The organism is Pseudomonas sp. NFACC13-1 (assembly GCF_900104425.1).
GTDB lineage: Bacteria > Pseudomonadota > Gammaproteobacteria > Pseudomonadales > Pseudomonadaceae > Aquipseudomonas > Aquipseudomonas fluorescens_AA.
The window spans coordinates 25768-41969 of sequence record NZ_FMXV01000004.1; the positions used below are offsets into that span (position 1 = coordinate 25768).

Genomic DNA, 16202 nt, shown 5'->3' on the forward strand with positions numbered 1-16202 from the left:
ACGACTTGATAAATAACCGGAGGCCTGTTTGCGCCGTAGCGCAAAGAAGCCCCGCCTTGGGCCTCTACAGCCGCCAGAACAGTTCATGGCGACGCACAGCCTTGCGAAAAAATTCGTTCTCGCCATAGGCCGAGCCCGTGCGCCCCGCCAGCAGACGCTGGATGCCACGGCGCAAACGACGCTTGAACGGCGCGCGCGGTTGCAGGTCATGCATCATGCCCAACGCCATGGCCTTGTCGCGCTGGCCGGACAACGCCAGCGGCAGGCTGACGGGATGCATCGGCCGGGCCGGGTCGAAATACGGCGGCAACGCAATGCCCGCACCCGCATCACCCATGGGCCAGCGGTCATTGTCGTGCAGGTGATTGGCATAGCCCAACAGCGTGGTCGGTTGCCACTCCAGGCCTTCGAGGGCTTGCAAGACGGCATGATGGGCGCAGAGATGATCGGGGTGCGGATCAAGGGTCGGGTGTGGCAATACAATGACTTCGGGACGCGCCTTGAGCAGCAGCACGCGCAGGTCTGCCAGCAGGTTGTTCCAGGTGGGCGCACCGTCGTCATCGCCGGGCAGGGCGAACGGGTTCAACTGGCGGAACAGCCGGGTATCGCTCAGACCCGCCTCGCGAGAACCCTGGGGCTGGCTCGGCGCGGCTTGCATGGCCGCCAGTTGCAGGCAGAAATACCCCAACTGCACGCAGTGCGCTTCAGGCACGCCGGCCCAGCGGGGTACGGCAATGCTGTCCCAGGCTCGCAAACGGCCCTTGAGTCGCGCGGCTTCGACGCTGTCCAGGCCCATCTTCCGATAATGCCCGGCCTCGATTTCACCCGCTGTCAGCGTCACGATCCAGGCCTCGTCAGCCTGGCTGTACAAACCGTAGGCAGCCAGCTCCGCATCATCGGCATGGGGCGCGATGACCATCACCCGCTGATGCTGCACTGGTGGCGCCGTGAAGGACCACAGCGTCGGCTCGCCCAGCAAACGGCAATGACGCCCGCGCAGGCGCAGCTCGCCCCGGGACAACGCCGGGCCCTGCTCGCTGAGGTTGAGATAGCGCAGGCCATTGACCCCGCGCTCGAAGGTTTGCAGGTCCCTTTCCCCCCCCGACAACTCGACGAGCGGGTCGATGAAACGTCCCAGCCAGGTGCTCTTGATCCGCAGTGCGAGGATCAGCGTCGCGCCATCATCCAGAATCACGCCTTCGTCCAACCGAAGCCGCCCGGCATTCAAATGCACCTTGGGTTGCTGGGTGAACGGCGGGAAGCTGTATTGGTAATCGTCCCGGGGCGAATAGAACAGGTGATCGGCGAACCACGCCTCGTGGGCGATCCAGCCCAGCACCGCCACTACCAGGGGCAGCCACCAGGCCACCCCGACACCCAGCGACACCAACACCACCAGGGCAAACAACAACCCTACGCGCTTGTTGCGACGGTGGCGCTGGAGTAACTGTTGCTTGCGACTCATGGGTGGGTTCATACGGTAAACACCGGCACGGGGTTGCACCAACGGTCCTTGTATTCCCGGTCCGCCCGGCCGAACGAAAAACGCAGCGGCTTGCCGGCGGCACGGGCGTGTTCCCAGGCGCTTTGGGTATTGAGGAAGCTCAACACGCTGCCAGGGCTGAATTCGCGGGTCTGCGGGTCGACACCACCGTTGATGTATTCGACGCTGATCCACTCGGGCGCTTCGACGCGATACACCAGCTGGATCGCAATCGGCGCATCGTTGAGAAAGATCACCGAGCCGATCAGCCATTCGCGCAACAGCTCGATCACCTCGCCCATGCGTTCGGCACCGGTGGCCGCAAAGCCCCAGCGACGCAGGAACAGGTCACAGTAGATCGAAGCCAGCTCGACGCTGGAAAACTCGTCGACCGGCCGCACCACGCCGCCCGCCTCTTCCAGCAAACGCAGTTCACGGCGCTGGTTGTAGCGAAACTTCTTGGACAGCTCTTCCGGCGTGCGGGCCATGGCCAGTTGTTCCTGCTGCAACTTCAAACCGCTGAAGCGCCCCTCGTTGAGGGCCGACAGGTAACGTCCACGATGACGCAACGGCGCTTGCGCATCGGGCGCCGCCGGCAGGATCAGCTCGGCATTGCCCAGGTCGAACAAGCCCTTCTTGCCGCTGCGCTTGAGCACATCCTTGGACAGCGCCAGGTCGCGGCCCCAGGTCGGTATGGCCGCCTTGAGCTCACCGTCCTGCTCGAACGCCAGGTAACGCACGGGAATTCCGGCCAGGGCCGCCAGGCGCTCGACCACCAGGGGATGAGTGGCCACGCTGCCGCCGAAACGCTGCCAGGCCTGGGCATAAATCGACGCATCGACGGCGGTCCAGCCACGCTCGCGCCAGCCTTGGAATCGGTTGAACATCAGGCCCTCGGCGCCAGTTCGGTGACTTGGGGCAAACGCCAGAATGCCTCGCGTACGGCGCGATCCGAAAAACGTTCGCGCAAGCGATCGAGCATCAGCTCGGCGCATTGGCGACGCTGCAGATCGTCCATGGCCGCCAGGTGTTGCAGCCCCTGGGCCATGTGCTCGGCGTCGCCCAGCGGAAACAGGATGCCAACGCCTTCGACCACTTCCTTGGCACCACCACAGGCCGTAGCCAGCAACGGTACCCCGGCGGCCATGGCTTCGAGCAGCACCATGCCGAACGGTTCATGGTCGGAGCTCAGGGCGAACACATCAAAAGCACGGAAATAACGGCGCGCCTCAGGCACCTGGCCGAGGAACAGCACACGATCGGCAATGCCCAGCTCTCGGGTCAGCGCCTTGAGGTCCTGCTCCAGGCGGCCCTTGCCGAGAATGGCCAACTGGCTGTTGACCGGCAGATGCCCCAGCGCCGCGGCAAAGCCGCGCAGCAATGTGGCCTGGTCCTTGTCCGGGTGCAGGCGGCCGACATTGCCGACAATCCAGGTGTCCGTATCCAACCCCAGCGTATGCCGCGCCTCCTCCCGGGAGACCAGGCCGGCCTGGGCGGCATCAAGGTCGATGCGGTTGTAGAGGGTCTGGATCCGGGCAGCCGGCCATTTCGGCAGGCAACGGCGCATGTCGTCACGCACCGCATCGGAGACCCCGAGCAGGCTCAGGCGCTTGCGGTAAACGTGGGCGAACAACCGGCGAGTGCGCCGCTGGTAGTCCCCGAAGGCATGGTGCACGCCAATCACCGGCAAGCGAGTACCCAACAGGGCGATGTAGATCGGCTTGAAGCGATGGGCAATGCAGAAACTGAAATTGCGCGAGGCGGCGATCTTGCGCAGATCGCCGATGGCGCCCAGCTTCAGGCCACGAATGGCACTGGAGCTGTATTCCATGAACAGCACTTCGTCCGAGGCACAGGCGGCAGCGACTTCGGCATCGGCCGCCCCGGTGAGGAACACCGTGGTCACGCGATAGCCAGTGCCCGCGAACAAGCTGGCGTACTGACGGGCGCAGTCCAGGAACGGCCCGTCATAACCGTGGCAGAACTGCAGCACCTGTCGCTCAGCCGAGCGTGTCATAAGCGTCCACGCCGTCTTTGACCACCAAGATGTCTTCCATGATCAGGTACTGCAGGTCGGAACCGAAGAACATGTTCAGCGCATCGGTCGGCGAGCAGATCATCGGTTCGCCACGACGGTTGAGCGAGGTGTTCAGCGACACGCCGTTGCCGGTCAGCACTTCCAGGGCCTTCATCATGTCGTAGTAGCGCGGGTTGTATTCGCGCTTGAGCACCTGGGCCCGGGAGGTGCCGTCTTCATGGACGACTTCCGGCACGCGGGTTTTCCATTCTTCGGCGACTTCGAAGGTGAAGGTCATGAACGGTGCCGGGTGATCGACCTTGATCATCTGCGGCGCAACGGTGTCGAGCATCGACGGGCAGAAAGGCCTCCAGCGCTCGCGGAACTTGATCTGTTCGTTGATCCGATCGGCCACGCCGCTGGCGCTTGGGCATCCGATGATCGAGCGGCCGCCCAAGGCACGCGGGCCAAACTCCATGCGGCCCTGGAACCAGGCCACCGGGTTGCCGTCGACCATGATCCTGGCGATGCGCTCGGGGGTGTTGTCGATCTTGCGCCAGGCAGGCTTGCTCGGATGACGGGCGCACGCGGCGATCACGTCTTCGTTGCTGTAGGCCGGGCCGAGGTAGACGTGTTCCATCTTCTCCACCGGCACGCCACGGGCGTGGGACACATACGCCGCCGCACCCACCGCCGTACCGGCGTCACCGGAAGCCGGTTGCACGAACAGCTCCTTGACGTCGTCACGGGCGATGATCTTCTGGTTCAGCTTGACGTTCAGCGCACAGCCGCCGGCGAAGGCCAGCTTGCCGGTTTCCTTGAGCACGTCGCCCAGGTAGTGGTCGATCATTTGCAGCGCGAGCTTCTCGAACAGCGCCTGCATGCTCGCCGCGTAGTGGATGTACGGCTCGTCGGCGATGTCGCCTTCGCGCTTCGGGCCGAGCCACTCGATCAGCTTCGGCGAGAAGTAGAAGCCCTTGCCCTTCTCTTTATAGCGGCGCAGGCCGATCACGTTGGCGTAGTCGGTATTGATCACCAGCTCGCCGTTTTCGAACGAGGCCAGGCGGGAGAAATCGTACTTGGTGGCATCGCCGTAGGGCGCCATGCCCATGACCTTGAATTCGCCGTCGAGCATTTCAAAACCGAGGAACTCGGTGATCGCGCCGTACAGGCCGCCCAGGGAGTCCGGGTCGAAGAATTCCTTGATCTTGTGGATCTTGCCGTTTTCGCCGTAGCCGAAGAAGGTCGTCGCGTACTCGCCCTTGCCGTCGATGCCCAGGATCGCGGTTTTTTCCTGGAAGCCCGAGCAGTGGTAGGCGCTGGAGGCGTGGGCCAGGTGGTGCTCGACCGGCTCGATCTTGATTTTCTTCGGATCGAAGCCCAGTTGCTCCAGGCACCAGACGATCTTGCGGCGATAGCGCTTGTAGCGACGGTTGCCCATCAGGATCGCGTCGAGGGCCCGGTCCGGGGCGTACCAGTAACGCTTGGCGTAGTGCCAGCGCGCCTCGCCGAACAGGCTGATCGGGGCGAACGGAATCGCCACGACATCGACGTCGGAAGGCTTGATGCCGGCTTGTTCAAGGCAGAACTTCGCCGACTCGTAGGGCATGCGGTTCTTTGCATGTTTATCGCGTACGAAGCGCTCTTCCTCGGCCGCCGCGATCAGCTTGCCGTCTATGTACAGCGCTGCGGAAGGATCATGGCTAAGGGCGCCGGACAGGCCAAGAATCGTCAATGCCACAGGGTCTAGCCTCTTATATCTGCATACGGGCGACAAGCGCCGCGAAAATGGATGTGCCGCGCGCCAGGGGTGCGGGGCAGCTAAAGGGCGGGATTATAGCTTAAAAGCGATCTTAAGCCTCTAGCAGTGAGTGGCGGGTCGCTGTCCGGTGTTAATTGGGAAGGCAGAGCACCGTCCCTGTGGCGAGGGAGCTTGCTCCCTCGCCACAGGACTCTACGAGGCGCTATCGACTGTTTTGGGCAACCGCTGGTCAATCACCCGATACAGCGCACTGTCCTCAGGCCAATTACGCATGAACCGCGCGCGATCCCGGGCGTAGGCCGTGGCGAAGCTGGCCTGGGTGCGGTGCTGGCACATCGAGTCGAGGTCGATCAGCGCCCAGCGGTCATGCTGCCAGAACAGGTTGTGGCCCTTGAAGTCGCCATGGCTGATGCGCTCGCGGATCAGGTCGGCGAACAAGCGATCCAGCGCCAGCAACTCGGCTTCGGGGGCTTCACCGCTCTGCACGTAAGGGCCGAAGCGCTCGATGATGTCCGGCCCCGACAGGTGCTCGGTGACCAGGTAGGCGCCACGGCGCAGCCACAGGAAACGCTTTTCCAGCAAGGCCAATGGCTTGGGCGTGGCAATGCCGAGGAAGGCCAGGCGATGGCCTTCGCGCCACGAATGCCAGGCCCGGCTCGGGCGCCAGAAGCGCTTGAGCCAGTGGGCGAAGTTCTTGATGTTGTAGCGCTTGATCACCAAGGTGCGACCGTTCGCCTCGACTTTACCGACGCTGGCCGCGCCGCCGGTCTTGTACAGATGGCCCTGGTCGAGCAGTGCATCGGCCTGCTCCAGCACCGGCGTCATGGCCGCTTCTTCATCGCGCCGGATCGCCCGCAAGCCGAACGCCCCGCGCTGTACGCTGAACAGGCTGCACTCGCGCCCGACTTTTTCGAGAAAATCCTTCAGGCGCCAGGCCTGCACCTTGTCGATCTGTTTTTGCAGCGCTTCCATGGGCAGCGCGTGTTCGGCGTTGCCCAACAGGTAATACACCAACAGCTCTTCATTGAACGGCTGGAGGGCCTTGGGAAGCTGGGCGAAAAACACCCCCAGGTTTTCCAGGACTTTCTGCCGCGACAACGGTTGCCCCGGGGTTTCGGCGTGGATGCCGGCACCGTCGATCAAGTAGAGCTTGCCGTCGTGGCGCAGCAGATTGTCCAGGTGCAGGTCTTCCTGCCACAGGCCTTTGCCGTGCAGTTGCGCAATGGCACCCAGGGCTTCGGCCAGCACCGCCGTCTGTTCGTCGGCCAGCAAGGGCAGGTGTTCGACCCGTTGCCAGGCATCCCCCAAGCTTTCGGCGCCTTCGAGCAACTCGAACAACAACCAGCCGCCTTCAGCCTCGTTCAAGCCATCGGCGAGCAACAGCGGCGTCGTCAGCCCCTGTTCCGCCAGCAAGCGCACGCCTTGCAGTTCCCGCTGGAAGTGCCGGGCGGCTTTGTTGCCCACCAACAATTTGGCCAGCACCGGCCGACCGCGCCAAATGCCCGCCCCGACATAGCGCTGCCCGGGCAACACCCGCAACAGCGAAAGCAGCTGCAATTGCGCCGGGCCGGCGGCGTCGGCCAGCTCCAGGCTCAATGGCAGGCTGGGGCTGCGGCCGGCAGTCTTCAATTCGGACAAATGCATCAACGGGCTCCCTTGTGGCTGCGCCGGGCGTTCAGGCGCTCCATCCAGCTGTCGACCAGCCCGGCGTCGAGCGGTTGAGCCAAGTAGGCAGACAACAGCTGGCGTACATCGGCCTCACTCCAGATGGACGCGCGCCGCAACAACGGCTCCAGGTCCTTGACCCGATCGCGCTGACCAAACAGCAGCGGTCGAGTCTTTTCCAGGTCGATCAATTGCGCTTGATAACCGTCGTCGGTGGCTTGCAGGAAGATGTGCTTGGGGTAGAAGCAACCGTGCACCTGATGCATGCCATGCAGGCGCCGCGCCAACTGCCCGCAGGCGTCGAGGACGGTGGTGCGCTGCGTCGCCGTCAGGCTCGGCCAGCGTTGCAACAGCGAGTCCAGGTCGTCCCAGCCATCCAGGGCTCGGGTCAGCAGGATCGCCCGCACCTCGCCCTCCACCTTGCGCTGGCCATAGAACACCGCTTGCAGGGCCGGAATCCCCAGCTGCCGATAACGGCTGATGTTGCGAAATTCCCGGGAAAAACTCGGCTCGCCAAAAGGGTGGGACCAGGTCCGGGTCAGGTAATTGCTTTGGCGCTTGAGGTAATAACCCTGCCCGTCCAGCTCCAGCCGGAACACGCTGCTCCAGCCGTCGCCCGAGGTGTTGGGTTCGTCCACCGCATCCAGTTGCCGCGCCCACAAGGCCTCGAAGCTGTCCAGGCCATGGCGTTGCAGCAACGCTCGGTCTTCAGCGGCCAGAAAGTCAGTCATTCACGCCCCTCGAAAAATCTCACCACGTGACGGATGCGTTTCTTGTCGCACGCATCGAGCCGGTCGCGCTGGCGGTATTGCAGGTAAAAACGCAGGCGCTGCGTGGCCGACAAATGGTATTTGGCCACTTTATCCAGGCATGCCAAATCCTTGGTGATGCGGTACTTGAGCCAGAAACCACGCCAGAAATCCCCGTTCGGGCAGTCGATCAGGAACAGCCGCGAGTGATCATCGATCAGCAGGTTGCGCCACTTCAGATCGTTATGGGTGAAGCGGTGGTCGTGCATGGTCCGCGTATAGCCAGCCAGTTGCCGACTGACATGATCGACCCAGGCACGGTCCGCCAGCCGCGAATCGTGACGCTCGGCGAGCGCCGAGAGGTCTTCGGTGCGGGGCAGTTCACGGGTGATCAGCGCGCCACGGGCATAGGTCGCACCGTTTCGCTCCAAGCCCCAGCCCACGACTTCGGCGGTGGGAATACCCCATTTGGCGAAGCGCTTGAGGTTCTGCCATTCGGACTTGACCCGTGGCTTGCCCAGATAGCGTCGCAAACCTTTGCCGGCACCGACGTAGCGCTTGACGTAATAGTTCACGCCGTTGCGCTGCACCCGGATCACCTCCGACAACGGGTCTCGGGTCAAACGCTCCCCTTGCAACGCGAACACCGCTTCAAGGCTGCCAAAATCCTTCGCCAGCTCGACGTATTCCGGTTCCAGATTCCAACCCGACATCAGAGCGCGTCCCCGTACCGCTGCTTGCGGGCATACAGCTTGTTGGCCTTGCCTTCGAGCCAGGCCAGCAACGACGCCTCTTCGGCGAGGATCTGCCGCAGCGGCTGCTGGAAATAGCCCTTGAGAAAACGCAGCTTGTCGCGGCGGGTCAGGCCGATGTCCAGCGCCGAGAAATACAGCGCCGCCAGGTCCTTGTTGCGCCAGCGAGTGGTGATGGCGGGACGGGTCTGGGCGCGGTGCAGGTCGATCACCGAGAGTTTGAAATCCCCAGGGGTCACCGGCTTGTCGGTGTGCAGCAGAAAATGGCAGATGTAGCAGTCACGATGGTTGACGCCGGCGCGGTGCATCATGCCGGTCATGCGCGCCACTTCGGCGATCAGCGCACGCTTGAGCGCCGGTTGCGGCGGCCGCTTGACCCAGTCGATGCTGAAATCTTCGAGGCTGACGGTCGGCGCCAGCTCTTCGGTGATGATGAACGAGTGCTGGTCCGCCGGGTTGCTGCCCTTCTCGCCGTAGGCGACAGCGGTCATGGTCGGCACGCCGGCTTCCTGCAAACGCTGGATAGCCTTCCATTCCTGCCCTGCCCCGAGTACCGGCAGCTTGGCGGTGAACAGGTTCTTGAAGATCTCGCCCCAACCGATGCCACGGTGGATCTTCACGAAAAAGCCGCGACCGTCCACCTCCGTACGCAAGGTGCGCCGGGCTTCCAGTTCACGATAGACCTCGCCCTTGAGCGCTTCGACTTCGGTGAACGCATCGCGCCCGGCCCAAAGGCTCTTGAACGGTTCGGCCAGCATCAACTTCATTGTGCGTGCTCCGCCAATATCACATCGGCCGCGTGCTGCGGCATGCTGTAGAGGTCGGCCGTCTCGGCGAAGGCCAGACCGTTGCGGCTCCAGGCCGCCCGGGCTTCGGCATCGTTCAACATGCGGCCCAGGTATTCGTTGAGCTGGGCTTGTTCGAACGGCTCATCCAGCACCAGGCCACTGTCGGCCTCGGCGATGTAATGGGCGTACCCACACACCGCGCTGACCAGTACCGGCAACCCGGCCACCAGTGCTTCGAGCAGTACGGTGCCGGTGTTCTCGTTGTACGCCGGATGGATCAACAGATCGGCGCCCAGCAGGAAACGCGGGATGTCGCTGCGGCCCTTGAGGAACCGCACGTTGTCGCCCAGCCCCAGCGCGGCGCTCTGCAGTTGGAATACCTTGGGGTCGTCCTGGCCAATTACAAATAGCCGGGTGCGTTTTCGCAGCTCGGCTGGCAACGCGGCCAGGGCCTTGAGGCTGCGATCCACGCCCTTGGTCTTGAACCCGGAGCCAATCTGCACCAGCAGCAGGTCGTCATCGGCCAGCTCGAATTCGGCCCGGAACGCGGCACGGATCTCATCGGCATCGGCGGGCCGCCGCCGATCCTGGGCGATGCCCGGTGGCAGCAGGTGAAAGCGTTCCAGCGGTGTGCCGTAGTGCTTGATGAACAGCGGCTGCTGGACCTCGGAAATCATCAGTACGTCGGTTTTTGCATCCTTGGCGAACACGGCCCGCTCGTACTCGGCGAAATGCCGGTAGCGTCCCCAGCGCCGGTACAGCGAGTTGCGCAGGTTCTGCGCCTTGTCTTCGAAGCAGCCGTCGGCGGCGTAGTACACATCCAGGCCGGGCATTTTGTTGAAGCCGATCAGACGGTCCACCGGGCGCCTGGCCAGGTCGGCCTCCATCCACGCACTGAGTTTCTCGTTGCGGCGATGATTGAACAGCGCCTTGACCGGCGCCACCAGCACCTCGAAGCCGGGCGGCACGTCACCTTCCCAAATCAGCGTGTAGACACGGATCTGGTGACCGCGTCGCTGGCATTCCAGGGCGATGCGCATGAAGTCACGCTGCAGGCCACCGAAGGGGAAGTACTTGTAAAGGACAAAAGCCAATTGCATCAGCGCGGCTCCTCAGCCAATAACGTGCTCAGGTGGCTGGCAACACGCTCGGGGTTCAGACGCGTGAAGCACAGGGGCTGCTCGCGTTTCAGGTCAAACCGCCGGGCATCTTCGGCGGTCGGCGGGTAAGTGCAGTGTTTCTGCATGCACGGCGCGCAAGGGAAATCACTGGCGAGGTGAATCTGGCCCTTGCCATAGGCACCGGTCAGCACCGGATTGGTCGGGCCGAGCAGCGAAATGGTCGGCACGTCCAGGGCCGCGGCCAGGTGCCCGAGGCCGGTGTCCACGGCCACGCAGGCCTGGGCGCCGGCAAGTACCTTGCCCATGCCGCCGAGGTTCAACTTCGGCAGGACCAAGGCGTTGCGCAGCCCGCTGGCGATGCGCTCGGCCCGGGCCTTTTCGGCTGGGTTGCCCCACGGCAGCTTGACGACCACGCCGAACTGCCCCATGCGCTCAGTGAGCTGGCGCCAGTAAAGTTCGGGCCAATGCTTGGACTCCCAGGTGGTGCCGTGCAGGAACACCACGTAGGGATAGGGACGTGGCAACTCCACCAGCCGGTCGACATCGAGGCCGTAGTTACCCAGCGTCTGCGGCAAGTCATACCCCAGCGCCACGGCGAACAGCTGGCGCACGCGCTCGACCGCATGCTGACCACGGGCAACCGCCAGGCGCCGGGAATAAAAGCGCGCCGCCAGGGGTTCACGCGCCGAATGCTTATCCAGACCGGCCACTGGTGCCTTGACGTAACGGGTCAGCCAGGCGCTTTTCAACAGGCCCTGGGCGTCGATCACCAAGTCATATTTTTCGGCGCGCACGCTCTGCTTGAAACGTCGCCATTCGCCGCTCTTGATGGTTTGCCAGAGGTTCTTGCGCCAGCGCCGGATCGCCACCGGGATGACCTTGCCCACGGCCGGGTGCCAGGTGGGGATTTCGGCGAAGCCTTCTTCCACCACCCAATCGAACTTGATGCCCGGAATCGCCCGAGCCGCATCGGTCAGCGCCGGCAGGGTGTGGACCACATCCCCCAGCGAAGAGGTCTTGATCAGCAATACCCGCAAGTTACCGAACCTCCACGGGTGTGCCCTGCAAACGCCCCAGGGCCTCGTTCACCGACGGCGGCATGAGCTGGCGCAGGCAATTGTAATGGCCGAAACGGCAGGTGCGGTCGAAGCACGGGCTGCATTCGATGCCCAGGCGCACGACTTCGACCTGGTCGGCCAGCGGCGGCGTGAAGCCTGGCGAGGTGGAACCGTAGACCGCCACCAAGGGACGGTTAAGGGCTGCGGCCACGTGCATCAGGCCCGAATCGTTGGACACCACCGAATCGGCGCAGGACAGCAGGTCGATGGCCTCGGCCAGGGACGTGTCGCCACTGAGGTTCACCGACTCTTCCCGAAGGCCCGGGATCAACCGCGAGCGGATGTCCTCGCCCACCGGGTGATCTTTTTTCGAGCCGAAAAGCCAGACTTGCCAGCCTTCGCGAATCTTCGCCTCGGCCACCTGGGCGTAATGTTCCGCCGGCCAGCGTTTGGATTCGCCGAACTCGGCCCCTGGACACAGGGCCAGCACCGGACGGTCCAGGCTCAGGCCGAACTTGGCCAGCGCCGCATCGCGGGTCACCGGGTCGATCCGCAGGCTCGGCCGCGGATATGGCTTGGGCAACTCGGCCCCCGGCGCATAGGCCAGGGCCATGAAACGTTCGATCATCAGCGGGTAACGGTCTTTATCCAAGGCGCGCACGTCGTTGAGCAGGCCGTAGCGAAACTCGCCACGCCAACCGGTGCGCTTGGCAATACCGGCGAAGAACGGCACCAGCGCCGATTTCAATGAATTGGGCAACAGGATCGCCTGGTCGTACTGACCGGCCAGGGATTTGCCGATGCGTCGACGGGTCGCCAGCTCCAGCACGCCGTGGCCGAGCGGGAAGCTCAAGGCCTTGCGCACTTCGGGCATGCGTTCCAGGATCGGCCGGCTCCACTCGGGGGCCAGGACATCGATTTCGCACTGCGGATGACGCTGCTTCAGACACTGGAACAGTGTCTGCGCCATTACCATGTCACCGACCCAACTGGGCCCAACGATCAGAATATTCATGTGCTTTCCAAAAACGATGCGGGGAGGCCTACGCCTCCCCGCCTCGAGAATCACTGTGGCTTAGGTCGTTGCCTGTTGCCTTCAATCTACAACACACCGCCAATCTACTGTGGGAGCGAGCTCGCTCGCGATGAGGCCAGCCTATCCAACATCAATGTCGCCTGACATTCCGCTATCGCGAGCAGGCTCGCTCCCACAAGGGTCCTGCATAGGTTTCAAATACCGTGCAGCACCACAAATCCACTGTGGGAGCGAGCTCGCGATGAGGCCAGCCCATTCAACATCAATGTCGCCTGACATTCCGCTATCGCGAGCAAGCTCGCTCCCACAAGGGTCCTGCATAGGTTAAATACCGTGCAGCACCACAAATCCACTGTGGGAGCGAGCTCGCTCGCGATGAGGCCAGTCCATTCAACATCATGTCGCCTGACATTCCGCTATCGCGAGCAAGCTCGCTCCCACATTATTTAAAGCTTCAGCTCAGCCCCAGCTCCCGCCAGATCCGCAATACCTGCCGACGTTCATCCACGAACTGGTCGCCTGCGATCACCCCGGCATCTTTCTGCAAGGCCTGGCGGTGGGCGGCGGAGCGGTAGGCCTTGTAGGCTTCGCGCAACAGCGTGGCATCTTCGGCCGGCATCAACCCGAGCTCTTGCAACCCGTCCAGGATGCGGATGTTATCGGTATAGCGCACCAGCGATGGATGCTCTTGGGACCACGCCAGGGCCGCGTATTGCACCATAAATTCAATATCGACGATACCTCCGGCATCCTGCTTGAGGTCGAAGGGCGCCGTGGCCTCGAAGGCATTCGTCGCGGTCCCGGCGGCGGTGGCCTTGCTGCCAAGGTTGTCGCGCATCTTGGCACGCATCTCGCTGACTTCCTGGCGCAGCGTCGGCAAGTCACGCTTGCGTCCCAGTACCTGGACGCGGACCTTCTCGAACGCTTGGCCCACATCTTGGCTGCCCACCAGCACACGGGCTCGCACCAGCGCCTGATGCTCCCAGGTCCAGGCTTCGTTCTCCTGGTAACGGGCAAACGCCCCGAGGGAGCTGACCAGCAGCCCCGACGCCCCGGAAGGCCGCAGGCGCATGTCCACTTCATACAACTGCCCGGAGTTGGTCTGGGCCGTCAGCAGGTGAATGATCCGCTGACCGAGCCGGGTAAAGAACTGCGCGCCGTCGATGGGTTTCGGACCGTCGGTTTCCGCCTGCGGGTCGCCATCGTGGATGAACACCAGGTCCAGGTCAGAACCATGCCCCAATTCCAGGCCGCCGACTTTCCCATAACCGACAATAATGAAGCCCGGATCGCACAGGCTGCCGTCGGTGCGCAATGGCACGCCGTGCTTGGCGGCCGTCTGGCGCCAGGCCAGGGCCAGCACTTGCTCGAGAATCGCCTCGGCCAGCCAGGTCAGATAGTCGCTGACCTTCATCAGCGGCAGGCTGCCGGCGATTTCCGAAGCCGCCACCCGCAGGCGGTGCGCCAGCTTGAAATGTCGCAACGCCTCCATTTGCTGCTCCAGGTCATCCTCGGGAATGCGTGTCAGGCGCTCACGCAACTCCGCGGCCAACTCCGGCGCCAGGGGTGGCTTGAACAGCCGACCCTCGTTGAGCAACTCATCGAGCAGCAACGGGAAACGGGTGATTTGCTCAGCAATCCACGGGCTCGCCGCGCACAGCGTCAGCAAGCGCCGCAGGGCGCCGGGGTTTTCCGTCAACAACACCAGGTAGGCCGAACGACGGGCCACGGCTTCCACCAAGGGCAGCACTCGCTCCAGCACCAGGTCCGGATCGGCATGCTCCACGGCCTGGGCCAGCAAGCGTGGAATGAACGCATCCAGGCGCTCGCGCCCCAAGCGCTGCATGGCGCGCAATTGCGGGCTGCCGCGCAGGGCGGCCAGGGCCTTGAGGGCTTTGGGCGCATCGGCGAAGCCGCCCTCCTCCAACTGACGGCACGCCGCCCCTTCATCCTGGCTGTCTTCCCACAACGGCAACCATTCGCCGCCCACCACCACTTCGCTTTCGCCGCCCTCGTCTTCATCCGGGTCGGCGATGACCTGGCCGAAATGCCAGGCCACGCGTCCGCGCCAATACATCAACTGCTCATGAAAGGCCGACCAGTCGGCGAACCCCAGCATGAATGCAATGCGTGCCTGATCCTGTGGGCTGTCCGGGAGCATCTGGGTCTGGCGGTCGGCGATGGCCTGGATCGCATGTTCGGTGTAACGCAGGAACTCATAGCCCTCGCGCAGCTCGTCGATCACCTTGGCCGGCAGGTAGCCCTGGCCCTCCAGGGTGCTCAACACTTTGAGCAACGGACGCTGCTGCAAACTCAAGTCCCGACCGCCATGGATCAGTTGGAACGCCTGGGCAATGAACTCCACCTCGCGAATGCCGCCTGAGCCCAGCTTGATGTTGTCGGCCATGCCCTTGCGCCGCACCTCCTGCTGGATCAGTTGCTTCATGGTGCGCAGCGCTTCGATGGCGGAAAAATCCAGGTAACGGCGATAGACGAACGGGCGCAGCATGTCGAGTAACTGGGCACCGGCCACCTGGTCGCCCGCCACCACCCGCGCCTTGATCATGGCGTAGCGCTCCCAGTCGCGCCCCTGATCCTGGTAATACTGCTCCAAGGCATTGAAGCTCAGCACCAGCGCCCCGGCCGAGCCGTAGGGGCGCAGGCGCATGTCGACGCGGAACACGAAGCCGTCGACGGTCATCGGGTCCAGGGCCTTGATCAGGCGCTGGCCAACACGGATGAAGAACTCCTGGTTATCCAGCGGCCGCTTGACGCCCACGGTTTCGCCGCCCTCGGGGTAGGCGAAGATCAGGTCGATGTCCGACGACAGGTTCAGTTCCACGGCACCCAGCTTGCCCATGCCCAGGATGACCATCTGCTGCGGCTCGCCGCTGCGCCGTCCGGTGGGCGTACCGAATTGCTGGCTGAGGCGTTGGTACAACCAGTGGTAAGCCTGGTCGATGCAGGTGTCGGCCATGTCCGAAAGATCGCGACAGGTCTGGACCAGATCGGCCTGACGGTTCAGGTCGCGCCAGATGATCCGTACCTGTTGGCGGGTACGCTGGCGGCGCAGGACGCGGCCCAGTTCGTCTTCGGTTTCGGCGGCCTGCACGGCGGCGGCGATCTGCGCGCGCATTTCACCGGGCGCCAGGCTGCGGTCCAGCTCGCCGCTGCGTACCAGCTCCAGCAGCATCGCCGGGTCACGGACACTCTGCTCGATGACAAAGTCGCTGGCGGCGGCAATACGGTTGAACGCTTCCCAGCGTTGCGGGGTCCAGGCCGACAGCCCCCGATCGTCGTCGAGGGAGGCGACCGCCGCACGGAACGACTGCTCGGCACGACTGACCAATGACTGGAGAATGGCCGGTACCATTTCCGGTATCGGGGCAAGCGAGGGCAGGCTCATGGTCTATCCTTGATCGGCGCGGGAGAAGCTGGATGTAGTGTTTTTCCAGAAGACACTACCTGATCGACTGTCGAACAAAGATGATAAATAGCTGAAAATCTGATTTTATTGGCAGCCGGCATCAAGTTTTTACCTGTTCGAGTTGGCTAAAGACCAACAGTAACGATTATTCTCACAACGAAATGAGGGGCCATACGCCGCTCATGTGTAGTTTCACTACTCGTCTATACATTCGAAAGGCTGAAACGGCCGACGATTTGTAGTAAAACTACACGCCGCCGAAACAACCTTCGGCAATCCAAGAATTTATACCGTCTGCCCACAAGGCCAGTCGCAAACTCAGGCAACCGATTCTGGTAGCCTTT

12 protein-coding genes are annotated in these 16202 nt (G+C 63.2%); all 12 read right to left on the bottom strand.

The features are described 5' to 3' along the window. Positions 1 to 64 precede the first annotated feature (64 nt). Positions 65 to 1465 (bottom strand): PIG-L deacetylase family protein, encoded by a 1401-nt coding sequence (locus tag BLQ55_RS06860; protein ID WP_092253053.1) that lies wholly within the window; start codon positions 1463 to 1465, stop codon positions 65 to 67. An 8-nt stretch (positions 1466 to 1473) separates the two neighbouring features. Continuing rightward, positions 1474 to 2370 carry an antimicrobial resistance protein Mig-14 gene (locus BLQ55_RS06865; RefSeq protein WP_092253055.1) on the bottom strand — a complete coding sequence of 299 codons (897 nt, stop codon included), beginning with the start codon at positions 2368 to 2370 and terminating at the stop codon, positions 1474 to 1476. Continuing rightward, positions 2370 to 3500: a glycosyltransferase gene (locus tag BLQ55_RS06870; RefSeq protein ID WP_092253056.1), complete on the bottom strand. Its 1131-nt coding sequence runs from the start codon at positions 3498 to 3500 to the stop codon at positions 2370 to 2372. The genes BLQ55_RS06865 and BLQ55_RS06870 overlap by 1 nt, the downstream gene beginning before the upstream one ends. Beyond that, the gene (locus BLQ55_RS06875; protein ID WP_092205289.1) at positions 3484 to 5241 is read right to left on the bottom strand and encodes a carbamoyltransferase family protein; all 1758 of its coding nucleotides are present in this window, start codon (positions 5239 to 5241) and stop codon (positions 3484 to 3486) included. Before BLQ55_RS06875 ends, BLQ55_RS06870 begins: the two co-directional genes overlap by 17 nt. A gap of 213 nt (positions 5242 to 5454) precedes the next feature. After that, on the bottom strand, positions 5455 to 6906 hold the full coding sequence (locus BLQ55_RS06880; RefSeq protein WP_092253058.1) for a lipopolysaccharide kinase InaA family protein: 1452 nt from the start codon (positions 6904 to 6906) through the stop codon (positions 5455 to 5457). Continuing rightward, positions 6906 to 7658 carry a lipopolysaccharide kinase InaA family protein gene (locus BLQ55_RS06885; protein WP_092253060.1) on the bottom strand — a complete coding sequence of 251 codons (753 nt, stop codon included), beginning with the start codon at positions 7656 to 7658 and terminating at the stop codon, positions 6906 to 6908. Before BLQ55_RS06885 ends, BLQ55_RS06880 begins: the two co-directional genes overlap by 1 nt. Beyond that, positions 7655 to 8389 carry a lipopolysaccharide kinase InaA family protein gene (locus BLQ55_RS06890; protein WP_092205286.1) on the bottom strand — a complete coding sequence of 245 codons (735 nt, stop codon included), beginning with the start codon at positions 8387 to 8389 and terminating at the stop codon, positions 7655 to 7657. The genes BLQ55_RS06885 and BLQ55_RS06890 overlap by 4 nt, the downstream gene beginning before the upstream one ends. Then, positions 8389 to 9195 (bottom strand): lipopolysaccharide core heptose(I) kinase RfaP, encoded by an 807-nt coding sequence (gene rfaP, locus BLQ55_RS06895; RefSeq protein WP_092253062.1) that lies wholly within the window; start codon positions 9193 to 9195, stop codon positions 8389 to 8391. The genes BLQ55_RS06890 and rfaP overlap by 1 nt, the downstream gene beginning before the upstream one ends. Further along, positions 9192 to 10316, bottom strand: coding sequence for a glycosyltransferase family 4 protein (locus tag BLQ55_RS06900; protein ID WP_092205284.1), 1125 nt, complete (start codon positions 10314 to 10316; stop codon positions 9192 to 9194). The genes rfaP and BLQ55_RS06900 overlap by 4 nt, the downstream gene beginning before the upstream one ends. Beyond that, on the bottom strand, positions 10316 to 11374 hold the full coding sequence (waaC, locus tag BLQ55_RS06905) for a lipopolysaccharide heptosyltransferase I (RefSeq protein ID WP_092205283.1): 1059 nt from the start codon (positions 11372 to 11374) through the stop codon (positions 10316 to 10318). Before waaC ends, BLQ55_RS06900 begins: the two co-directional genes overlap by 1 nt. Before the next feature lies 1 nt (position 11375). After that, complete coding sequence (waaF, locus tag BLQ55_RS06910) at positions 11376 to 12410, bottom strand: lipopolysaccharide heptosyltransferase II (RefSeq protein ID WP_092253064.1); 1035 nt, start codon at positions 12408 to 12410, stop codon at positions 11376 to 11378. A gap of 475 nt (positions 12411 to 12885) precedes the next feature. Continuing rightward, positions 12886 to 15837, bottom strand: coding sequence for a bifunctional [glutamate--ammonia ligase]-adenylyl-L-tyrosine phosphorylase/[glutamate--ammonia-ligase] adenylyltransferase (gene glnE, locus BLQ55_RS06915; RefSeq protein ID WP_092253066.1), 2952 nt, complete (start codon positions 15835 to 15837; stop codon positions 12886 to 12888). Positions 15838 to 16202 lie beyond the last annotated feature (365 nt).